The sequence below is a fragment of the Luteibaculum oceani genome (assembly GCF_007995015.1).
GTDB classification, from domain to species: Bacteria; Bacteroidota; Bacteroidia; order Flavobacteriales_D; family Luteibaculaceae; genus Luteibaculum; species Luteibaculum oceani.
On the sequence record NZ_VORB01000011.1, the window covers coordinates 22,653 to 45,312 of the forward strand.

Annotated in this window: 15 protein-coding genes; 10 read left to right on the forward strand and 5 right to left on the reverse strand. The window is 39.6% G+C overall.

The genetic code is table 11. The annotated features are described in order from the left end of the window. Window positions 1-57: 57 nt before the first annotated feature. The 3 genes from FRX97_RS11100 to FRX97_RS11110 form a co-directional block, all read right to left on the reverse strand. Window positions 58-4,977: a choice-of-anchor tandem repeat GloVer-containing protein gene (locus tag FRX97_RS11100; RefSeq protein WP_147015289.1), complete on the reverse strand. Its 4,920-nt coding sequence runs from the start codon at window positions 4,975-4,977 to the stop codon at window positions 58-60. Window positions 4,978-5,168: 191 nt separating this feature from the next. Beyond that, entirely contained in the window at window positions 5,169-6,119 is a 951-nt protein-coding gene (locus tag FRX97_RS11105; protein WP_147015290.1) for a transketolase family protein, read from the reverse strand. A 21-nt stretch (window positions 6,120-6,140) separates the two neighbouring features. Next, on the reverse strand, window positions 6,141-6,986 hold the full coding sequence (locus FRX97_RS11110) for a transketolase (protein ID WP_191284426.1): 846 nt from the start codon (window positions 6,984-6,986) through the stop codon (window positions 6,141-6,143). Window positions 6,987-7,052: 66 nt separating this feature from the next. Between FRX97_RS11110 and FRX97_RS11115 the strand changes: the two genes are divergently transcribed. From FRX97_RS11115 to ychF, 3 genes are all read left to right on the forward strand, one after another. Continuing rightward, window positions 7,053-7,775 (forward strand): GIN domain-containing protein, encoded by a 723-nt coding sequence (locus FRX97_RS11115; RefSeq protein WP_170227119.1) that lies wholly within the window; start codon window positions 7,053-7,055, stop codon window positions 7,773-7,775. A gap of 222 nt (window positions 7,776-7,997) precedes the next feature. Beyond that, complete coding sequence (locus FRX97_RS11120; RefSeq protein WP_147015293.1) at window positions 7,998-8,453, forward strand: hypothetical protein; 456 nt, start codon at window positions 7,998-8,000, stop codon at window positions 8,451-8,453. 240 nt (window positions 8,454-8,693) lie between these two features. After that, window positions 8,694-9,791, forward strand: a complete 1,098-nt coding sequence (gene ychF, locus FRX97_RS11125) for a redox-regulated ATPase YchF (RefSeq protein ID WP_147015294.1) — start codon at window positions 8,694-8,696, stop codon at window positions 9,789-9,791. A gap of 67 nt (window positions 9,792-9,858) precedes the next feature. Here ychF and FRX97_RS11130 read toward each other — a convergent pair whose 3' ends face one another. Both FRX97_RS11130 and FRX97_RS11135 read right to left on the reverse strand, forming a co-directional pair. Then, entirely contained in the window at window positions 9,859-10,737 is an 879-nt protein-coding gene (locus tag FRX97_RS11130; RefSeq protein ID WP_147015295.1) for a hypothetical protein, read from the reverse strand. A gap of 69 nt (window positions 10,738-10,806) precedes the next feature. Then, window positions 10,807-13,101 carry a T9SS type A sorting domain-containing protein gene (locus tag FRX97_RS11135; protein ID WP_147015296.1) on the reverse strand — a complete coding sequence of 765 codons (2,295 nt, stop codon included), beginning with the start codon at window positions 13,099-13,101 and terminating at the stop codon, window positions 10,807-10,809. A gap of 299 nt (window positions 13,102-13,400) precedes the next feature. Between FRX97_RS11135 and FRX97_RS11140 the strand changes: the two genes are divergently transcribed. From FRX97_RS11140 to FRX97_RS11170, 7 genes are all read left to right on the forward strand, one after another. Beyond that, entirely contained in the window at window positions 13,401-15,272 is a 1,872-nt protein-coding gene (locus FRX97_RS11140; RefSeq protein ID WP_147015297.1) for a DNA topoisomerase IV subunit B, read from the forward strand. 36 nt (window positions 15,273-15,308) lie between these two features. Further along, on the forward strand, window positions 15,309-17,894 hold the full coding sequence (locus FRX97_RS11145) for a DNA gyrase/topoisomerase IV subunit A (RefSeq protein WP_147015298.1): 2,586 nt from the start codon (window positions 15,309-15,311) through the stop codon (window positions 17,892-17,894). A gap of 85 nt (window positions 17,895-17,979) precedes the next feature. Continuing rightward, on the forward strand, window positions 17,980-18,675 hold the full coding sequence (locus tag FRX97_RS11150) for an ABC transporter ATP-binding protein (protein WP_147015299.1): 696 nt from the start codon (window positions 17,980-17,982) through the stop codon (window positions 18,673-18,675). Then, on the forward strand, window positions 18,672-19,418 hold the full coding sequence (locus tag FRX97_RS12275) for an ABC transporter permease subunit (RefSeq protein WP_170227120.1): 747 nt from the start codon (window positions 18,672-18,674) through the stop codon (window positions 19,416-19,418). The genes FRX97_RS11150 and FRX97_RS12275 overlap by 4 nt, the downstream gene beginning before the upstream one ends. Continuing rightward, window positions 19,418-19,978, forward strand: coding sequence for a TlpA family protein disulfide reductase (locus FRX97_RS11160; protein ID WP_147015300.1), 561 nt, complete (start codon window positions 19,418-19,420; stop codon window positions 19,976-19,978). Before FRX97_RS12275 ends, FRX97_RS11160 begins: the two co-directional genes overlap by 1 nt. 120 nt (window positions 19,979-20,098) lie before the next feature. Then, window positions 20,099-21,787, forward strand: coding sequence for a sensor histidine kinase (locus FRX97_RS11165; protein WP_170227121.1), 1,689 nt, complete (start codon window positions 20,099-20,101; stop codon window positions 21,785-21,787). Beyond that, complete coding sequence (locus FRX97_RS11170; RefSeq protein ID WP_147015302.1) at window positions 21,784-22,425, forward strand: LytR/AlgR family response regulator transcription factor; 642 nt, start codon at window positions 21,784-21,786, stop codon at window positions 22,423-22,425. Before FRX97_RS11165 ends, FRX97_RS11170 begins: the two co-directional genes overlap by 4 nt. Window positions 22,426-22,660: the final 235 nt, after the last annotated feature.

Here is a 22,660-nt window from a genome sequence, read left to right on the forward strand (position 1 = left end):
AAAAAGCCCCCGCTCAGTGAAGAGCGGGGGCTTTTTAATTAGCTTAAAGCTGCTTGATTAATGTTTAATCAGTTGGATGTGATTTAATGGTAGTTCTCCATCCATAATTTGTAGGAAGTAGACCCCGTCCGCAAAATTCTGAATATCGATTACAAATCCCTGACTTGTTCTTTTTGGGTTTTCCGACCAAACCAATTTTCCTGCCGCGTTAAATACATTGAAGCTAAGGTTGGTGCTTTGGTTGGCTGTTATTTCCACTGTGTAAAGTCCATTACCTGGGTTTGGATACACGCTTATATCGGTATCAAGCTTATTAAATTGGGTAATGGATGTTGTGGTGTAACTGTAACAATCCGAAGTATCGGAACAAGCACCGTTGGTTACAACAAATAGGTATTCGCCATCTTGTTGTGGAATAAAGGTGCTGTCGTTAGCTTTAGGAAGCGGGTTAGTTAGATCTTGGCAGTTAAACCAGTTTACAGTGATATCGTTTCCTGTTACCATAAATCCATTTTCCATTTCCACAAAGTTGTATTCTAGTGGTTTAATGGTAAGGTTTAGTTCCACAATACTATCACAACCGTTAACAGAAGTAAGGGTATCGGTATATACTCCCGTATTAGCGTATGTTTCGTTAGTGTTACTCCAAGTATAAGGCTCACAAGAGCTAACGTTTAGCTGAGTTTTAATCTCTGCTAAAATGGTTAGGTTAAGGGTTATGGTACTATCACAACCCTTAGCGTTAGAAGTGGTGTGGGTATATGTACCCGATTCGTTTAGGGTTCTTTTGGCAATTACCCAATCGTACTTTTTACAAGCACTAACCGTTATTTCGCTAGCTGTAGGCTCAAAAATGGTAAGGTTAAGCGTTACTGTGGAATCGCAGCCTTTATCTGTTTTAAAAGATTTGGTATAGCTTCCACTTTGCGTATACACTTCTCCTTCCCAAGAGTACTGGTTACAATTGGTAACAGTTATGGTGTCTTTAACCGATTTGTTAATGGTAATATGCAAGTAACGATTGTAGAAACATCCTTCTGAAGTTTGGATACGTTCTATGTAGGTACCCGATTCTGTGTAGGTATTTCCCATTCTAGAGGTAAACGACTCACAAGCTTCAGCATACCAATGTTGATCTTTGTAAGTTACTACCGTAAGGTTGATGGTATACGTACTATCACACCCTTTAGCGTTGGTAAAGAACTCCTTATAGGTACCCGATTTGGTGTAGGTGTTTCCTGCTTTGGAAACGTACTCTCCACAAGCGGTTAGCGTAGTATCACCAAAAGTAGCTTGGTTAATGGTAAGGTTAAGCGAAAGGATACTATCGCAACCATTTTTGTTAGCGCCTTTAAGGATATGGGTATATACACCCGATTTATCTAGGGTAGTGTTGGCTACTTCCCATAAGTAGCTCCCACAGCTGGTTTCGAAGATTTCCTTGGTACTTTCCTCAAGACGGGTAAATGCAAGAGTAGCTGTAGAGTCGCACCCATTAGCATTGGTAAGCAGTACTTTATAAATACCAGACTGCTCAATTTCTAGGTTATTCCAAGTAATTGCAGAACAAGATGACAGTTGTGTACTGGAAGCGGTTGGCTCAAGAATTTCAAGATCCAACATAAGAATAGAATCACATCCGTGCTTGTTTGTCAGCTTGAGTGAGTAGATTCCAGACTCAGTGTAAGTGGCATCATTTCTTTTCCAGTTATAGCTTTCACAAGCACTAACATTTAACCAAGTGGTATCTGCCTTTACCATAGTTAGGAAAAGCGTAGCAATAGAGTCACACCCGTTATTAGAAGTAGTTTCCCATGTGTAGGTACCCGACTTATCGTAAGTTGTTCCGTTATCCCAAGTGAAAGGATCGCAAGCAAATACGGTTTGTTCTCCAGTTCTAGGTTGTATGATTAAGTCAAGATAAACATCGTAATCACATCCTTGATCGGTAGTTAGTGTTGCCTTATACAGTCCAGAACTAAAGTACATTTCATCATTGGCATCCCAAGTGTAAGCTGTACATGAGGTATGCTTTATAGTGTCCTCGTAAGTTTCATTAATGGTAAGGTTCAGCCATCCGATAGAATCGCATCCAAACCTGTTGGTGTAGACGTGTTCATACCATCCTGAACTGTAATAGGTCTGGTTATTATTAGGCCAAGTATAACTTCTACATGCGGTAATCGACTCAAACTGGAAAGTGTTTTCATTTTCTAACCAGACAGTTGTTATAGCCGAGTCGATATTTTTACTTGCGTCTTCTGCAATTAGCCATACCTTTATTCCTTCGGCACTAGAACCTTGTTCTATATCGCTACAGGTGAATTCAGATCTGCTAACCCTAAGGTTTTTTATCCCACAATTATCGAATGAGCCATGATTGATGTGGAATGGTTCTAAAAAGGCCTTACCCGTGTTTTGGGTTATTAAAAGAGTTATACTATTTGTTTTCACGGTAGGAGCAATGGTATCTAATACCGTAACGGTAGCACCTTTGGTGTTTTGGTTTCTTCTTTGGTCCCTGGCAGTTAAATACACCGTGTTTTCACCGAGATTAGCACAGGTAAAAGAAGATTTGGTAACACTAAGTGTAAAACTACAGTTGTCTGAAGATCCATTATCTATTTGGTCTGTGGAAAGGATCGCCTTACCGTTTTCATCTAAATAGATATTGGTGTTTTTAACCTTAACCTTTGGTTTAATGTTATCTAAAACGGTTACCGTTACATTATAGGATTTACTGTTATTCTGTTCATCGGTAAGAGTAACACTTACAGGATTTCCTCCAATGTTATCGCAATTGAAAGTAGTTTTAGAAACCGAGATGTTAAGGGCACTTTGATCGGAGCAATTGTCCTGCGCAAAAGATCTAAAGTTTTCTCCAGAGATTTCTACCACACCATTTACGTTTAGGTAAACTTTTAAAATAGAAACATTAAGGGTAGGAGCTACTTTGTCTTCTACGGTAATTTTAATTTCATCAGCCAAATTTAGCTTACAGCTTTCGTCTTCGGCATTGGTAGCCTTAACGTAGAAGGTAGTGGTCTCAGACAATTCGTTGGTTGTAAGCGTAATGGCTTGGCCAGTACCTGCAACAGCATTTCCAACACTTTGGTCGTTTGCTTTGTTAAATAGCTGGTAATTTACTCCTGTTTCCGAGCCGTTTACTGTAATGGTAGTTGTAGTGTTGGGGCAAATGCTTTTGTCTGCCTCTGCAGTTTGCTCGGCGATAGAGCAGGAGGGAACTATGATAACAGAGGTTAAATCTCCAAAGGGTGATCTTCCATTGGAGCCATTAAAATCTACTTTTTTAGTAAAGGAGTTATCTGTAGGGTTGAACTCGAATAGCACTCCGTAATTAGATATCCCTCCACTGGATGTCATACCATAAAGTTTCCCATTGGCCAGGGTTAGCGAGCCATATGGGTTTCTCCCTTTATTGGTGTTATCAAAGTCTATTTTTTTAGTAAAGGAGTTATCTGCTGGATTGAACTGGAAAAGTACGCCGGAAGTAGATGCCCCGCCACCATATGTCATACCATAAAGTTTCCCATTAGCTAGTGTAAGCGATCCATGGGCGGCTTGTCCTTTATTAGACCCATCAAAGTCTATTTTTTTAGTAAAGGAGTTATCTGTAGGGTTGAACTCGAAAAGTACGCCGTGATTAGATGTCCCCCCACCATATGTCATACCATAAAGTTTCTCATTGGCTAGTGTAAGCGATCCATAGGGGTTTCTCCCTTTATTGGTAGCCTCAAGGTCTATTTTTTTGATAAAGGAGTTATCTGCAGGGTTGAACTCGAATAGCACGCCATGACCAAATACCCCACCATCGTATGTCATACCATAAAGCTTCCCATTGGCTATGGTAAGTGAGCCATATGGGTTTCTCCCTTTAGTGGTATATTCAAAGTCTACTTTTTTAGAAATCGAATTATTGGATGGGTCATATTCAAAGAGTACTCCCATATCATTAACGCCGCCCCATTTCGTTAATCCATAAAGCTTTCCGTTTTGCTCCGTAAGTGACCCGAAGGGGTTTGCTCCGAAATTGGCCCCATCAAAATCAAATATTTTAGAAATCGTATTATCAGATGGATCAAACTCAAATAAAACCCCCTTATTAAATGCTCCTCCAAAATGAGTCATTCCGTACAGTTTCCCATTTACTTCAATTAGGGTTCCGGAGGGACGACTACCAGTTTGTACGTTGTCAAAATTGTGTTGAGGGTGCAAAGAACCATCTATAGGGTCGAATTTAAAAAGCACCCCATGGTTTCCATTTCCTCCCGAATAGGTCATACCATAGAAGGCATGAGTACCAACTGAAACAAACGCCTTCGCCTGCGATGAATTTCCGCTCTTATCGGTTACAGTTAAAGTTACTGTGTTTTCGCCCAGCTGGTTTTCTTCGAAAGTATTTGGACTTACCGACATGGAGGCAATTTCACAGTTGTCTGTACTTCCATTGTCTATTTGCTCTGGTGTAATGGTTAAAGTCCCATTTCCATCGATAGCAAGCGTAATATCTTTTGCTTTTGCAATTGGGGCTTCTGTATCCTCAACAACCGAAATGGTGATTTCATCATGCAGTGCTTCAGCCTGGGAGGTTGGATCACATGAAACCTTTACCAAAAAAGTAGTTAAAGAGGTAATAGCTCCAGTCGGTAGGGTAATTGCTCCTCCCGTACCAAGCACTGGGTCACCTTCGTTTTGATTGGTTGCCTTGTTTACAAGTTGGTACAAATAAGAATTCTGCGAACCATTTATCTGTATCGTAGTTGCCGAATTGCTACAAATGGTTTTGTCTTCTTCTAGTGTTTTGCTTTTGTCAATTAGACATCCATCTATTGTACTCTTAATCTTATTAGATTCGATGATGTCCGCAAAAGCATGGTTACTTAGATAAAAGGATTGTAAACAAAGTAGCAAAAGAAAACTACTTGTTTTTTTGGATAGTAACTCCCTTATTTTCATGATAAATTGACGGTTGATTTTAAAAACAGGCGAAAATAGTCTAATTTTTAAAAAAATGTTAATCAATGTTGTGAAAGGCCTGATTTTTGGTGTGAAATTGCTGTGGTTTTAAATTGATCTGGTTTTTTAGAAACAAAAAGCCCCTCACCGTAATACGATGAGGGGCTTAATTTTTATGCTAGAATTTAAAACTACTTTCTGCTAATAGCTCTTTTTGCAGCGGTAATTACATCCGCAACACCACATCCATATTTATCTAGTAATTCATCGGGTTTACCACTTTCTCCAAACTGGTCTTTTACCCCAACAAACTCCATTGGTTTTGGGTTTCTTTTTACCAATACTCTGGCGATGCTTTCTCCTAGTCCACCTGCAATTTGGTGTTCTTCGGCAGAGATGCAACAACCTGTTTTAGAAACCGATTCTAAAATGGCGTCTTCATCAAGCGGTTTGATGGTGTGGATATTAATAATCTCGCAAGAAATTCCATCGGCCTCAAGCACTTTGGCAGCTTCAATGGCTTTCCATACTAAATGCCCTGTAGCGAAAATAGAAATGTCCGTTCCCTTTTGGATGGTAAGGGCTTTTCCTATTTCAAAAGGAGTGTCTTCCGGAATAAAAATGGGCATTTTAGGTCTTCCAAATCGTAGGTAAACCGGTCCGTTATGCTCAGCTATTGCCAGGGTTGCCGCTTTAGTTTGGTTGTAATCGCAAGGATTAATTACCGTCATGTTCGGAAGCGCCTTCATCATTGCCAAATCTTCAAGGATTTGATGGGTAGCTCCATCCTCACCCAGCGTTAATCCTGCGTGAGAGGCACATATTTTTACGTTTTTATCCGAGTAAGCAATAGATTGACGGATTTGGTCGAACACTCTACCGGTAGAGAAGTTTGCAAAGGTACCAGTGAAAGGAATTTTACCGTTGGTAGCTAAACCAGCAGCAATACCCATCATGTTGGCTTCTGCAATACCTACTTGAAAAAAACGATCGGGATTTTCATCCTGGAAAGCGTTCATTTTAAGAGATCCCGTTAAATCGGCACAAAGTGCAACCACGTTTGGGTTTTTTCTTCCTAATTCGGTAAGACCGTCTCCAAATCCAGAGCGGGTATCTTTATGTCCTAGTACTTCAATTTTCATTTCAATGTTTTTTTGGAAGGATTAGTAATCACCAAGGGTTTCTTCGAGTTGATCCAAAGCTTTTTCTAGCTGCTCGTCGTTAGGAGCAACACCGTGCCACTTGTGGGTACCCATCATGTAATCTACACCCTGGCCCATTTCGGTTACCATTAAAATCATAACAGGTTTTCCTTTACCCGTTAACGATTTTGCCTCATCCAAGCACTTAAGTAATTCTTCAATATTATTCCCGTTGCATTTTAGGGTAGTCCAACCAAATGCTTCGAATTTTCCTTTTAAGTCACCTAAAGAAAGAACCTGATCTACATCTCCGTCAATCTGACGACCGTTGTAATCTACCGCACTAATTAAGTTATCCACTTTGTGCGCTGCAGCGTACATTGCTGCTTCCCAAATCTGACCTTCCTGTAGTTCTCCGTCTCCATGAAGCGTATACACTAGGCTGTTGTCTCCATCGAGCTTTTTCCCTAAAGCAGCTCCAATAGCAACGCTAAGTCCTTGTCCTAGTGATCCACTAGCTACACGAACACCTGGAAGACCTTCGTGCGTAGTGGGGTGTCCTTGTAATCTTGAGTTTAATTTTCTGAAAGTTGCCAATTCATCAACTGAAAAGTATCCAGAACGCGCCAATACCGAGTACCAAACCGGAGAAATATGTCCGTTGGAAAGGAAAAATAAATCTTCGTTTTTTCCTTCCATGCTAAATGCGTTTGGATTGTGCTTTAAAACGTGGAAATAAAGTGCAACAAAATACTCTACGCATCCAAGGGATCCACCTGGGTGTCCTGAGGCTGCGCCGTGCACCATTCTAACAATATCTCTGCGAACTTGCGAGCAAATTCTTTTTAACTCGTTGATATCGGCCATGATTTTTTGATAATTTTCGGGGCAAATGTAACGTAATAGTCTTACTTAGGACTCAAACTTTAGATGATGATTTCCACAATAAAATTTTACACCGCTGTATTGGTTTGTTTGTTAGGCTTTAACGCAGCTAATCTTTCTGCCCAGGATTGGACAAAGTCCGTGAAAGGGGAGTTTAATCAGTTAGATGTTTTCGGTCGGGCAGATGTTAAGCTTGTCCCCAGTGGTGCCAACGAAATTTCGGTAAAGGCTTCTGGTGTGGAAGAAAAAGACATCAAGATTCAATTCTCGGGAGGAGCTTGTAAAATCAAGATCAATAACTTAATGAAGGCCGAGGCCAATTTCGATATAGAAATAGAGGTGGCTTATACTAGCTTGGACAAATTAACTCTAGCAGCTGGTGCTGGTGTGTATAGCAACGAATCCTTCGAGGTTAAAAATACGCAGATAAAAGTATTGTCTGGAGCGCAATTTGAAGCCGAATTATTTGGTGGTAGCGTAAATTTTGATGTAGCCCAAGGCTCGCAAGTAAAGGTGCTGGGCGAAGTGGATAATTTAAATGTTGAAGCTACTACCGGTGCCATTTTCGATGGCCTTCAATTAAAGGTAAACGACGCTAATGCCAAGGCAAATACAGGAGGTGAAGTTTTAATAGGAAACGTTGAAAATCTTAATGCCAAAGCGCAAACTGGTGGCTCTGTCAATTACAGAACCGTTACGGGTAAATTTCAAACCAACACCAAACTTGGAGGAAGCGTTAACCCTGTTTTAGAGGTGAAAACTGCTGAGTAAGGAGGGAAGAGTTAGGAGTTAAGAGTTAAGAGTAAGGAGTTAAGGGTTAAGGTTTTGCAACCACTGACCACTAACCACTAACTACTAACCATTGACTACTCATCCTTCATCCCTTCATCCTCTCATCAACTCATCGTTAGTTAGTAGGGATTGGAGTGAAGAGTTATACCCGATTCATCAGTAGTAAATAAAAGGTCGCTCCTTTGTTAACACACGGTATTTATGATTAGAGCTGAACATTTTAGAAAAAGGGTGGCCTTCGTAATAGGGATGGTCCTTTTATTAGGGTTTGCCTTCAGGATTATGCATTGGCCCTACGGCCTAAACATAGTCATTCTGGGTGTGTTTTTATACGGAGTTAATCAATTCCCCTTGTTTGCCATTGGTAAAAAGTTTTCAGGGGAGGAGAAGACCTTATTTTGGTTGGCCTTTGGAGCTGGATTTGTAAGTGCGATTGCTATTTTGGGCTTTCTCTTTTACATTATGAAATGGCCCTATACATGGATAATTCTAGCGAGTTCATGGATTCCCTGTTTGGCGGTTAGCATTCAACTTTTCTATTTTTCTAAAAAAGCCGAAACCCCTCAGTTTAAATCTCTTGCAAAGCATTGGGCCTTGCGCCCCGCCCTTTATGGTATGCTTGCTTTTGGTTTGGTGCTTTTTCGTTTCTTAGGCTAGTTTTTTAGCGGTAACAAAATCCAACTAGCAACTCTCAAGGTTAAGGGTTGTACAACCACTGACCATTAACCATTGACCTTTCATCCCCTCATCCTTCATCCTTCATCCTTCATCCTTCACCCCTTCATCCTCTCATCCTTTCATCCTAACATCCATTAATCCCTTCATCCTTCAACCTTTCATCCTTGGCCTACCAACTAATCACCTAATTAATCTATCTTTGCCGCCAAATTTCGAGTTATGGCTTTAAAGTGCGGTATAGTTGGTCTTCCCAACGTTGGTAAATCCACATTATTTAATTGTTTAAGCAATGCAAAAGCTCAGAGTGCAAATTTCCCCTTTTGTACCATTGAGCCTAATGTTGGTGTAATTACCGTTCCCGATCCGCGCTTAAATAAGCTTACCGAATTGGTTAAACCCGAAAACGTGGTTCCCACTACAGTAGAAATTGTAGATATCGCTGGTCTTGTTAAAGGAGCAAGTAAAGGAGAAGGGCTTGGAAATAAGTTCTTGGGAAATATCCGCGAATGTGATGCCATCCTTCACGTGCTTAGATGTTTCGACGATGGAAATGTGGTGCACGTAGATGGTTCTGTTAATCCAGTTAGAGATAAAGAAGTAATCGATTTTGAGTTGCAGCTAAAGGATTTAGAAACTGTGGAGAAAAACATGGTTAAGGTTCAGCGTGCAGCTAAAACTGGAGATAAGGATGCCAAAGCCAGACTAGATATTTATGAGAAATTAAAATCTTATTTGGAAGAGGGTAAAAATGCCCGTGGACTGGAGTTAACGGAAGACCAACAGCTTCTGGTAGATGAAATGTTTTTGTTAACCGCCAAACCGGTAATGTACGTGTGTAACGTAGATGAAGGATCCGTAGTGAATGGAAATGAGCATGTAGAGGCGGTTAAAAAAGCAGTAGCCGAAGAAAATGCTGAAGTACTAATTATAGGTGCTGGAATTGAAGCAGATATTGCTGAACTGGATTCATACGAAGAAAGACAGGAGTTTTTATCCGACATAGGTTTAGAAGAGGCAGGAGTACATCGCTTAATTCGTGCGGCTTACGAGCTTTTAAACCTGCAAACTTACTTTACCGCTGGGGTAAAAGAGGTAAGAGCTTGGACAATCACCAAGGGAATGACCGCTCCTGAAGCAGCAGGAGTTATTCACTCGGATTTCCAGCGTGGATTTATTAAGGCAGAGGTTATCGCTTATGATACTTTTGCTGAATTGGGCTCAGAAGCGGCTTGTAAAGAAGCTGGTAAAATGAGAATGGAAGGAAAAGAATACATCGTTCAAGATGGTGATGTAATGCACTTTAAGTTTAACGTTTAGAATTATACCAATAAATTAGAAAAGCCTGTTTAGTAGAAACTACACAGGCTTTTTTTAGTCTAAATGATTAGTTGAAAATAGATATTCCCAATCCTATACTCACCGTGCCTAGTGAGTAGGCTTTATCTGTTTCTTCCTTTTTCTGGTCATTGCCGTCTTCGCTTACCATTACTTCATTGATTTCGGCATAAGAACCGGAGACCCGGATATATGGTGCAAAATTTTCACCATGCGCCAATTCAAATTTTAAATCCAATCTGGGAATAAGAGTCTTGGCTTTAATGATATCTGAGTTATTGAAAAAGCAATAATCCAAACCCAGTCCAAGGTTAAACTCTCGCTGTTGGTTAAGCTTCGCCAAAACCACATAGGTTACACCCACACTTGTTATGGTTACATCGTCTTCGTAGGTTTGGCGAAAGCTATAATTGCCAGTGGTGGTTTTTGCATAAGACCTAAACTGTCCGAAATTTATTGCAAGTGCATTGCTCCGTTTTATTGGAATACAAATTTCTCCTGCCACTTTATTGCCGTTCTTAATGGCACCAACATGTTCGCCAAATCCAAATTTACTGGAAGGAATATCTAGTAACCATCGACAATATCCAAAGTCGATACTGAATTTGAATCTGTAATACCATTTATCGGGAATGGGATCACTAAGGTTGCTTTGCCCCGTACTGTCTAATTTTAAAGCCTCTAAATTTTTGTAATAATTGAATTTGATGCCGAGCACTTGATCCCGATTAAAGTACAGGGTGTCCAGTCCTTTATCGCTTTCCAGATAAAAGATAAAAGGATCTCGTGCTACTCGATCTACCTTACCATTGAGACTGTCCCGTGCACTGGTTACCAAAAGGTCTTGTGCACTTAGGTGTTGTCCGAAAAGGCAAAGTAAGGCAACCACTACATGACGATAAAATAACTTGGTGTGCGGCGTGTTCATCTATTTGAAATGGGAAAATCCAAAATTTGCCTTGAAATAAAGTGCCCAACCAAAGGCCGGCCGATCCCTTTAATTTTTGATGATTTTAAAATAACGAAAGCTATTCTTCTTATTCAGTACTTTGCCAATATATACCCCGTTTTCTAATCCCGAAACATTTATTTGAACCTTATCGCCTTTGATAGATAATTCACCTACTTTTTTTCCACTAAGGTTGTATACGCCATGGTTAGACGAATTCAGTTCGGAAGGGTGGATGTTAATGGTTACAATATCTCTTGCGGGGTTAGGATATACATCAAGGAAGTTATCATTCATATTAAACTCAGAAACTCCTGTGGTAGATTGGGTTTGATAGATTCCGTTTCCGTAGGTAGCTATAATTAATCCACCATTATTAGAGGCCTCTACACTTGTAATTTGGGCGCCTTCTGGAATTCCTTGAAAACTTAATGGAGACCAATCCAACATATCACCATCGTTTTGGTAATAATTGTCACCATTTACTCCCAAGTTTCTTGTACCATAATCTCTAAATTTAGCCGGCAAATATTCTGGATACATCGATTCAAAAGTGAATTGAGCACCCAATGTCGTAGAGCTTTTGTAAAGCATTCTTATTCCCAGGTCTTCTGGGTTGTTTGCATCTTTCTCCCTTACGACAGCATATAGAAGCCCATCTATTACGGAAAGACCCTCAAAAACTCTAATTCTTCCATTTTCTACGGGTTCATCAAAGCCAATTAAAGCCCACATCCGGGTAATCAGGTTGTAGTAACTGGCAACCGTAGTTTGTCCTTGGGTATAAGGAGCCCTATTTGATATACAGAAAAGAAGCTCGGGGTTGTTATGATATTCCGTATCTGTAATTTGACCAACTTCATTTGGAATAGAAATATTAATAGTTTCCTGTGTTTTGGCATTGATAAGTATGCCTTTATTCGATGGCGATGGATACTCCCCAGGGAATTGAAAAACACCTAATTCAGCGTGTATTGGAAAGTAATAATCCCTAAATTTTTGGGTACCGCTAATTGGTAATTTAAATAGGTTAACGAGGTCTCCTTCCCCATTGATGGTATAGAGCGAGTCATAAAACTCAACTTCACCGGCAATAAGTACATTGCTTTGATCAAAAGTAAGGTGGGTAACGTAGTCTAAACTTGGGTAAGAGCGCTGAACACCACTTTCCATTTTGAATACATCTAGGGTACCTTTTTCAGGGTCTCCTTTAAAGTGGTTTATGGTATACAACCTGTTGTTACTAACCCCTGCCACAGAGTGCTTTGTACCTCTAAATCCAAACGCCACACCTAATTCTCCATTGCGAACTCGGATGTTTGTTCTTCTTCTAATAACGTCCTTATAGGCTAAATAAAATCCTTCTGGTCTAGATACAATTCCATTTATCAAGTTATGGGTGTAATAGTCTCTTTCAATATATTCAGGAATTGCTCTTGGTCTAATAAACAATGAGTCATTGCGGAGCAATGGTTTTTCGATTATGTAAGTTTCGCTACTTTGTTTAGAATAATCAATGTATGGGGTAATATTTACTCCCACACCATTGTTGTATTCGAATACCTTCTCTACTTGTTCTTTTTGATTATTTCCAAAGTAGTCATCTTCCCAAAAACCATCTTCTAGTCTTAGAATCTCCGTTTTCGACTGGAAAGGGGAGAGGTCTCTCCATATCCAAATATTTGATCCATCAACTCCAAATATTCCGGTAACCGATTCAATAAAGGGTAACTCCGTAAGTTTGTTATCCTCATATATGTATATACCCTCGCCAGTTACAACACCTAGGATTTCATTACCTATGTTTGCTAAAGGCTTAGCTGTGGGTAAAAAACGTTTGGTTCTTAAATTCAAAGAAACTAATTCACCAGTATTTTCATCGTATTTGTGCAGCTCTCCGGTATAGGCCTCCGTAAAATTCAGGTGGTTCATTGTTATAAATCCAAAAAATTGGTCCTTAACCACTGCAACTTCATTGAACTTATAACCAGAAAATACCTCAGTCCAAGTATCGTTTTCTAGGCGCATTACTATACCAGAATTTTTCAGGATATGTAGTTTCCCCTTCCAAATAAAAAGGTCTTTGGTGGCAGCCAACTGATTTTTTTCAAGGCCAGAAATACCGGAATTAATTAAATCTAGGTTGTTCGTGGCAGCTGATGGGTCTGGGTTGTATCTCCATACGCCACCTTGCCCAGATATATATATGTTATTGTCAAATTCAATGATGTCAGTGGGAACTAATCCATCAATATATTCAAGAGGTTCACAGATTAAGGTTTCCTGACCTTTAGAGAGGTAACCACATATTAACAGCGGTAGAAGTAGTAATAATTTTTTCAATTTGTTGGTGTATTTTGTTGACAAATAAAAACAAAAATATAGGATTTAGTCTTAAAGTGTAATTGATAAGGGCTTAAATTCAGTAATGATTTTTCGATAATTTTGGATCCTAAATTCACAAATAAGAAAGATTATTCATGGAATCAAAGCTGAACTTTGTCCAATTTATACATTAAAAAGTTTGCTCACCCTTCCACTAACTTAACATAATCTTTCGTTGATAGCTTGTTTAAAACTTTCTGGATAGTTGTTTCCGAACAGACTCGCCGTAGATTAAATTTGTAGAAGAAGTTTTTCTTATGGCAGAAGTAACCTACAACGAAGACAGTATACGGTCTTTAGACTGGAAAGAACACATTCGCTTAAGGCCCGGGATGTATATCGGGAAAATGGGAGATGGTAAAGATGCCGATGACGGTATTTATATCCTCCTGAAAGAAGTTCTGGACAACTCAATAGATGAATTCGTGATGGGCTTCGGGAAGAAAATCGAGGTCAACGTTAAAGATCACGAGGTTACCGTTAGGGATTACGGTAGGGGGATTCCGCTAAATAAAGTAATTGACTGTGTTTCCAAAATAAACACAGGTGCTAAATACGATAGTAAGGCATTTAAAAAGTCGGTTGGATTAAACGGGGTGGGTACCAAAGCGGTAAACGCCTTATCCGATCATTTTGAAATTACCTGTTACCGAGAGGATAAAGTTAAAAAGGCAGTTTTCGAAAAAGGAGAATTGCTGCAAGACGAACCCGTTGTAGCCGCTGAAAATCAGCGCAGCGGAACTTTTGTGCGCTTTATTCCAGACGGAAGCCTATTTAAAAATTTCAACTACCGCGAGCAGTATGTGAGAGAAATGCTCATGAATTACTGTTACCTAAACCGCGGGCTGAGCATTTGGTTTAACGGGGAGCGTTTACATTCTGAAAATGGTTTAAGAGACCTGCTCGAGGAAAAGCTTACCGGAGAGCCTTTATATCCCATCATTCACCTAGAGGGAGACGATATCGAGGTAGCAATTACCCATGGAAACCACTACGGAGAAGAGTATCATTCCTTTGTAAACGGTCAGCACACTACGCAGGGGGGGACCCACCAGGCGGCTTTCCGCGAGGCTTTTGCGAGGGTGGTTAAGGAACATTTTGGTAAAAATTACGAGGCGGTTGATATAAGAACGTCTATCGTGGCAGCTGTTGCGGTAAAGGTTACGGAGCCCGTTTTTGAATCTCAGACCAAAACCAAATTGGGTTCGCAAGAGGTAGAACCGGGCGGAAAAAGCATGCGTGCCTTTATTTCCGATTTCCTGAAAAGTGAACTGGATAATTTCTTGCACCGAAACACCAATGTTGCAGAAATTTTAGAAAAGAAGATCAAGGCTTCCGAAAAGGAGAGAAAAGAACTTTCGGGAATTCGAAAATTAGCTCGAGATCGTGCGAAAAAAGCGAACCTGCACAACAAGAAATTAAGGGATTGTAAGATACATCTCAACGATCCCAAAGCGGATGAGGAGTTAAGAAACAACACTACCATCTTTATAACGGAGGGTGATTCTGCATCGGGATCCATCACCAAATCGAGAGATGTAAAAACCCAGGCGGTTTTCTCGCTAAAAGGTAAGCCATTAAACAGCTATGGTTTAACCAAAAAGGTGGTGTACGAAAACGAGGAATTCAACTTAATTCAGGCGGCTTTAAATATAGAAGATGGTATAGAGGGCTTGCGTTACAATAGAATAGTAATTGCAACCGATGCCGATGTGGATGGTATGCATATCCGCCTTTTGCTGATGACCTTCTTCCTTCAGTTTTTCCCAGAAGTAGTAAAGGCAGGACATCTGTATATCCTACAAACGCCACTTTTTAGGGTAAGAAACAAAAAAGTAACCCGATACTGCTACACCGACGAGGAAAGAGTAAATGCTATTGAGGAATTAAAGCCCAAACCCGAAATAACTCGATTTAAAGGACTCGGGGAAATCTCTCCTGATGAATTTAAAGGTTTTATTGGCGAGGACATGCGCTTAGAGCCGGTAAACCTCAGTAAAGAACATGCACTTAAAGACTTGTTGTCTTTTTACATGGGGAAAAATACTCCTGAGAGGCAGGAGTTTATTATTGAAAATTTGCGTGTTGAGCTCGATACCGAAGAGGAGCTTAAAAAGGATATTGCCTAATTATTAGTTTTTACAACGCCCAAGAAGATTGCTTAGATGTCAGAAGAAATAAACCAAAACGAAGATCACGAGTCGAATAATGTACCCAAAGAGGGTGGGGCATTAGGACAAGTTATTCCGGTTTCTGGACTATATAAAGATTGGTTTTTAGATTACGCCTCGTATGTAATACTGGAGCGCGCCGTTCCTGCCCTGCAAGATGGATTAAAACCCGTGCAACGCAGAATATTGCACTCCATGGACGACCTAGATGATGGTCGTTATAACAAGGTGGCAAACATCATTGGGCATACCATGAAGTACCACCCTCATGGTGACGCTTCTATTGGTGATGCCTTGGTTCAATTGGGGCAAAAGGAATTGCTGATCGATTGCCAGGGAAACTGGGGTAATATTCTTACGGGAGATTCTGCCGCTGCACCCAGGTACATTGAGGCGAGACTTTCACCATTTGCCAAGGAAGTAGTTTTTAATCCCAAAACTACAGATTGGCAACTTTCATACGATGGAAGGAATAGGGAGCCTATTAATTTACCCGTAAAATTCCCATTGCTTCTGGCTCAGGGTGCAGAGGGTATTGCAGTGGGTATGGCCTGTAAAATTCTTCCTCACAACTTCAATGAACTCATCGACGCTTCGGTGTCGTACTTAAAGGGTAAATCTTTTACACTAGTGCCCGACTTTCCAACAGGAGGAATGGCCGATGTAAGCAACTACAACGACGGTTTACGAGGTGGTCGAGTTAGGGTAAGAGCGAAAATTAAAAAAGAAGACAAACGCACCTTATCTATAGTTGAGATTCCTTTTGGTACCAATACCTCTAGCTTAATTGAGAGTATTATTAAAGCCAATGACAAAGGGAAAATTAAGATTAAGAAAATAGAGGATAATACGGCGGAGCACGTTGAGATTTTAGTGCACCTGCACAACGACGTTTCTCCAGATCAAATGATAGATGCACTTTACGCATTTACCGATTGCGAAATGTCCTTGGCTCCCAATGCGGCGGTAATCGAGAATAACGAGAAGCCCAACTTTATGTCGGTAAGCGAAATGCTTAAAAGAGCTACCGATGGAACCGTGGCTCTGCTGAAATTAGAGTTGGAGATTCGATTAAATGAATTGCAAGAGCAATGGCATTTCTCTAGTCTAGAAAAGATCTTTATTGAAAATAGAATCTACCGCGATATTGAGGAGTGCGAGACCTGGGAAGCAGTATTAAGTGCAATTGACAAAGGCCTAAAGCCACATACCAAGCACCTGCTAAGGGAAGTAACCGAGGAGGATATTGTACGCCTTACTGAGATTAAGATTAAGAGAATTTCCAAGTTCGATAGTTTTAAAGCCGATGAGGCTATTAACAAACTGGAAGATGCCATTGCGGAGGTTAAAAATCACCTCGCTCATCTTATTGATTATGCGATAGATTACTACCAAAATATTAAGAAGAAATACGGAAAGGGCAGAGAGCGCAAAACCGAGTTAAGACAATTCGATACCATTGAAGCTACAAGAGTAGTTGTATCCAACCGCAAACTATATGTAGACCGCGAAGAAGGCTTTGTGGGCTATGGGCTTAAAAAGGCTGAATTTGTTGATGACTGTTCTGATATAGATGATGTAATTGTCTTTAGAAGAAACGGTAGCATGTTGGTTTCAAAGGTTCAGGATAAAGCCTTTTTCGGAAAGGATATTATCCATGTAGGAATTTGGAAAAAGGGCGACGACAGAACCATTTACAACATGGTTTATCAAGATGGGAAAGCAGGGCCAAGCATGATGAAACGCTTTGCGGTAACTTCAATCACCAGGGATAAGGAGTACGACCTCACCGCCGGATCTCCCGGATCGAAAGTGTTGTACTTTACTGCAAACCCAAATGGTGAGGCCGAAATTTTAAATGTCCTGTTGAGACCGCGTCCACATTTAAAGAAACTAAGATTGGAAATCAATTTTGCAGATTTAGCTATCAAGGGAAGAGGGGCAAAAGGTAATATCCTTACCAAGCACCTTATTTCTAAAATCTCACAAAAGGAATCGCTTGGATCTACATTGGATGCCAGAGAAATTTGGTACGACGATACCGTAAAACGTTTGAATGACGATGAACGAGGTAGAAGCTTAGGTAAGTTTAGAGGAAATGATAAGATTTTGGTTGTCTACCAAAAGGGGTATTACAAACTATACGAACCTACTTTAACTACCCATTTTGATGAAGGAATATTCATAATTGAGAAATTTGATCCGAGCAAGGTAGCCACAGTAGTTTACTACGACGGAAAAAGGGAGAACTACTACCTCAAGCGTTTTGAGTTAGAGGAAAACGACAAGGAGAATTATGTGATCTCCGAGGAGGAAGGAAGCGAAATGACATTGTTTACTTTCGACAAAGAACCTAAGCTCACCATGAAGTTTGATAAGCGAAGTGGAGCGAAGGTGGATGAAGAAGAGGTTTTAGCTCATGAATTTATCGCCGTTAAAGGAATGAAGGCCCTCGGGAATAAATTGACTGGATATAAGATTAAAGAGTTGATTTCGGAAGAGACCTATGTAGCACCGGAACCCGAAGATGAAGGGGATACGGAAGTAAAGGAGGGCGAGGATCAGCCCAGTCTTTTCTAAAAAAATGAATTAGTATCATTTAATAAAGGACAAGGAAATTATGCCCATGCATTTTATTCTTGTCCTTTTTTGATTTAGTTACACAATGAGCGAGATTTTAAAAGTAAATGGTTTAACCAAGAATTTTGGTCGTAAAACGGCAGTAAGCGACATTTCTTTCTCTATAGAAAAGGGGGAGATTTTTGGGCTTCTTGGACCAAATGGAAGTGGTAAAACCACCACTTTGGGGATGATTTTAGGATTACTAAAACCCACAGCTGGAAGCATTTCTTTATTTGGTAGCCAAGATATAGATGCCGCCCGATTAAAAATTGGGGCGCTAATAGAAAGCACCAACTACTATCCGGAGTTGTCAGCTTCTGATAACTTAAAATTAGTCTGTCAAATTAAAGGGGTGGATCAGGGTGTAATTCCAGAATTATTGGAGCGCGTTGGTTTAGCGGATGAAGCTAGAAGTAGGGTAAAGACCTTTTCGCTAGGAATGAAACAACGCATGATGGTGGCCAGCGCATTAATCGGAAATCCTGAGTTGATCATATTTGATGAGCCTACGAATGGCATGGATCCTCAGGGGATTATTTTCATTCGCGATCTCATCATATCTCTTGCCCAGGAAGGGAAAACCATTTTGGTGGCCAGTCATTTGTTAAATGAAATGGAAAAGGTTTGTACCCATGTTGCCATCATGCAGAAAGGTAAATTCTTACACAAAGGTGCCTTGTCGGACCTATTGACTGAACACGAAAATTTAGAGCAATACTTTTTAACTGCCACATCATGAAATTAGGAAGACATTTAGCCATTGAATTGGTGAAATTTAAGGTGCCGGTAAACTATATCACCTTTGCCATTTATGTTGGTTTGATGGTGTTGTTCTCTGCCTTAACCGTAAGCGAAACTTTTGGTGGAATTCAGGTGCAAGGAGGGACCTCAAACCCCGATTCTACTGGGGTGCTATCGCTACAAATGAGTTTTCTACGCCTTTTACTTGCGGTGGTTATCATTGTTAATATCGGGAAGGAATTTGCTAGGGGTACAGTAAAAAAGAATCTAATAGATGGGCTAACGCGCACCCAATGGTATACGGGAAAGCTTCTGGCCTCCTTTGTAATTTACATTGCTGTTTTTCTCTTTGGCGTGATTTTGTATTTCGTAACGGGAAGTTTGGTAGAAGGCATTGATAAAGCCTATGAAAACTATCCGATTATTGACATAGCAAGGGACTTTGCCGTATACTTTTTTTACACCGCAATGATTTTCGGTATCGCAATAATAACAAGGAATGTAAGCCTTGGTTTTGTGGTTTATATCTTTTTATCTGTATTGGAAAGTATTATCAATTTTGCACTCCAAAGAATGTTTGGTACGGAGTTTAATTTTCTGCCTTTTCTTCCCTCTGGGTCAGCATCCAGTTTAGATCAAATACCCATGGAAGAACCACTATTTCTACTGGTAACCATAGCTTATTTTGTTCTATTTATAGTGGTGTCGTTTTTGTCATTTACCAAGAAAGATTTGAAATAATGCGTATTCAATTAACGGGCCTCATAATCGCACTTACGGCCATTTTTGCCGGAATCAGTTTTGCAGTTGTACTCAAGTCTAATGCCGAAATATCTGAGGCACTGAAGCAACGAGAAACTACCAATGCCCTTGAAAGGGTACTAGAATTTGTTGGGGAGGAGCACCCCGTTTTAAACGAGGAGTTGAAGGGTGAAATATTGGTCGTTAACCTATGGGCTGGGTGGTGTAAACCTTGCTTGAGAGAGATTCCTGAGTTGAATGAACTAGCAAACGAATTTTCTAGTCAAAATATCAGATTTTTAGCTTTTTCACCTATGGATGAGAAAAGTGATCTGCTGGCCCTAGAAAAGGTAGGGTTGTTTTTCGATTACGAATTATTCCATTTGTCACCTCGTGAGGTAAACGCCTGGAACCAATTTTTATTAAAGCATGAAAGGGCAGGATATCCTACCAACATCATTGTAAATGAGAAGGGGAGAATAGCTTTTTATGAAGTGGGATATAGTGAGGATAATATCCAAAAGATGAGAGCCCTACTCGAGTTGCTTACTGGGGACTGACATTTAGATTTATAATTTAGATTTGTTACATAAATGTCATTACACCCTCTAGTTCTATTTAGGTTCGTATCTCTTTTAATTTGTTTCTTCTTATTCGACGGGTTAGTATCACAAACCCCGATGGGTTGGAGAAAGTATGAAGCAAAAAGTGATAGTATATATGCTAGGGGTGAATACACTTTTGCACTAAATTTTCTGGACTCCGCAATCCACAGTTGCATAAGTTGCAATGACTCCATTCTTGGTTATTTGCATATAAAAGCTGGTAAATTAAGTCAGTATGCGAATGATTACAGTTCGGCAATTGAACATTATTATGCAGGGGAGCGGCTTGCTTTAAATTCCCGACATAAAAACTTGATTTTTTGGGCAACAGTGAGTGTGGCCGAATATCATAGGTGGAATTACAAAATGGATGCAGGTAAGGATAAGCTTAAGGAGCTGGAAAACCTTTTAAATGACCCTGAAATATCGACAGAAAACAAAGCGTACTACCTAGATCGACTTGCAGCTATTTCTCATCAAACAGGTGTTTCTATAGACAGCTTACTAGATATTGCATCAAGAGCCTTAGAATTATACTCCGGAGATAAAAATTCCAGTGAATATGCTCAAACACTAAATCAGTATACTTTTTTTTGGAACGGAACGGAGCGGGAAAAAAGAAAAAATTGGCGGCAGGCCATGGACATTTTTCGAAAAAACGGACGTGAAAAGGATGCCCTGCAAGTGGGGATTAATATAGTTCGATCCTTGGTAGCCACCGATAGTACCGATTTAGCGTTAAAGCGCACTCTTTTAACATTGGACAGAATTTCAGTTTTCCCCGATTATCTGGAGGAACAACATGCATATACATTGTTTTTAATTCATATCCTCACAGTACAAAAAAAATATAAAGAGGCTTTAGAAGCCACGCATAGAGTAAATCAGATTGCTGAACGACTGGATGAACTTAAGTTTAATAAAAATGTAAATCGACTAATTTCTGAGAATGAGCTAAAAATAAAGAATGCAAAAATCCAGGCAGAGCAGAGGGAAAAGCTAATTATTTCGGAGAAATTAAAGGCAGAAAAAAATTTTACCAGAGCTCTTATTATTGGATTTTCTCTTAGTGCAATTCTAATTGTGGTAATCTCCGTAATGTTTATCAGAATTCGAAAACTATACAGGAAACAAAGTCAGTTATTACATGATAAAGATTTTCTAATTAAGGAGGTACATCATAGAGTTAAAAACAACCTACAAAATCTCAGTAGTTTACTCAATATTCAATTGGATAAACTCCAAGGGAAAAATGAGGAATTGCTGAAGGAGGTAATAAGGAGAATAGATACTATAAGCTTAACGCATCACCTATTATATGGTCAAGATAATGTTGAAAAGGTGGAGATGAGATTGTTCTTCAAAAAATTGGTGGAGCTTATTCAATCCAACTACAGAAATTTCAATCAACAGGTCGAATTAGTTAGCGATATAGACCAATTAAATATTAATTACGATAAAGCAGTCTCCCTGGGAATGATTCTAAGTGAGCTATTTACGAACTCCTTTAAGTATAGTGGATCGACTTCTTTTTTGAAAATTCACTTTGAATTAAAATCAATTAACGAGGATAAGTTGTTATTCAACTATTATGATGTTTCGGAAAACACCTCAATCGATATTATTGAAAATATAGAGGACGAAATTCAAGAACAGTCTTTTGGACTGACGATAATTAAAATATTTAAGGTAGGATTGAAAGCAACAGATTTAAGCACTCCCTTTCCATTTCAACAAAAATTCGAATTCCCTCATAAATCATGAAAATTATAATTGCAGAAGATGAAATCGCCGTTGCAGAGCATCTTAAAAGAATTGTAGAAAAAATTGGTTTTTCGGTTATAAGAATGGTCCAATGTGGTGAGGATGTTTTATCTGCTATTGAATTTGAAATACCGGATTTAGTTCTGTTAGACATCAATATGTCTCACAGAACGGACGGTATTAATACGGCTGAAAAGTTAAATCGACTAGGAGTTCCTTTTGTTTTTATTACGGCTCACTCGGATGCTGAAACAGTCGATCGGGTTACTCGGTTGAAGCCTTTGGGGTATATTGTTAAGCCCTTTATAAGCAATCAAATAAGGGTAAGTCTAACTACCATATACGGGCAGATTAAGGAAAGAGTTAGAGAACTGCACATAGGAAAAGAAAAATTTAGGTTCCATTCAGGAAGCATATTGTATATCAAGTCAGACAACAATTATTGCGAGATCATTACGAGTGAAAAAAGATATGTATTGAGAGTCTCGCTCAAGAATTTGATAGAGCTATTAGATTTTAAGGATATAGTCCGAGTCCACCGTAGTTATGCGGTAAATAAACAGCACGTGGTAAAGGTGGACAATAAAACGGTTCAAATAGCCGAATTCATTCTCCCGAAAACTTTGGATGCGATATAAGATGTTGTACGATTTTTAAACTCATACAAAAATTGCGGTTTCACAACATTTATTTGTCTTCGGGACGCTGTAAATCTTCCTTTGTGTCAAGGAATGTTGGACTTGGACTGTGGAACCTTTTAGGTTATCACTTTGGTAAGGTGGTTTTATCCCATGTTCAATAGGTAAAGGGGCCCGAGGTTTTATATCTCGGGTTTTTTTGTTTTTTAACCTTTTCCAGCTATTAAATCTTGTA

Excerpts from the sequence above, each read along its gene's own strand:
- FRX97_RS11115 (WP_170227119.1), top strand. The coding sequence starts at position 7,053 with ATGATTTCCACAATAAAATTTTACACCGCTGTATTGGTTTGTTTGTTA.
- FRX97_RS11100 (WP_147015289.1), bottom strand. The coding sequence starts at position 4,977 with ATGAAAATAAGGGAGTTACTATCCAAAAAAACAAGTAGTTTTCTTTTG.
- FRX97_RS11140 (WP_147015297.1), top strand. The coding sequence starts at position 13,401 with ATGGCAGAAGTAACCTACAACGAAGACAGTATACGGTCTTTAGACTGG.
- FRX97_RS11160 (WP_147015300.1), top strand. The coding sequence starts at position 19,418 with ATGCGTATTCAATTAACGGGCCTCATAATCGCACTTACGGCCATTTTT.
- FRX97_RS11130 (WP_147015295.1), bottom strand. The coding sequence starts at position 10,737 with ATGAACACGCCGCACACCAAGTTATTTTATCGTCATGTAGTGGTTGCC.
- FRX97_RS11150 (WP_147015299.1), top strand. The coding sequence starts at position 17,980 with ATGAGCGAGATTTTAAAAGTAAATGGTTTAACCAAGAATTTTGGTCGT.
- FRX97_RS11110 (WP_191284426.1), bottom strand. The coding sequence starts at position 6,986 with ATGGCCGATATCAACGAGTTAAAAAGAATTTGCTCGCAAGTTCGCAGA.
- FRX97_RS12275 (WP_170227120.1), top strand. The coding sequence starts at position 18,672 with ATGAAATTAGGAAGACATTTAGCCATTGAATTGGTGAAATTTAAGGTG.
- FRX97_RS11145 (WP_147015298.1), top strand. The coding sequence starts at position 15,309 with ATGTCAGAAGAAATAAACCAAAACGAAGATCACGAGTCGAATAATGTA.
- FRX97_RS11165 (WP_170227121.1), top strand. The coding sequence starts at position 20,099 with ATGGGTTGGAGAAAGTATGAAGCAAAAAGTGATAGTATATATGCTAGG.
- ychF (WP_147015294.1), top strand. The coding sequence starts at position 8,694 with ATGGCTTTAAAGTGCGGTATAGTTGGTCTTCCCAACGTTGGTAAATCC.
- FRX97_RS11105 (WP_147015290.1), bottom strand. The coding sequence starts at position 6,119 with ATGAAAATTGAAGTACTAGGACATAAAGATACCCGCTCTGGATTTGGA.
- FRX97_RS11120 (WP_147015293.1), top strand. The coding sequence starts at position 7,998 with ATGATTAGAGCTGAACATTTTAGAAAAAGGGTGGCCTTCGTAATAGGG.
- FRX97_RS11170 (WP_147015302.1), top strand. The coding sequence starts at position 21,784 with ATGAAAATTATAATTGCAGAAGATGAAATCGCCGTTGCAGAGCATCTT.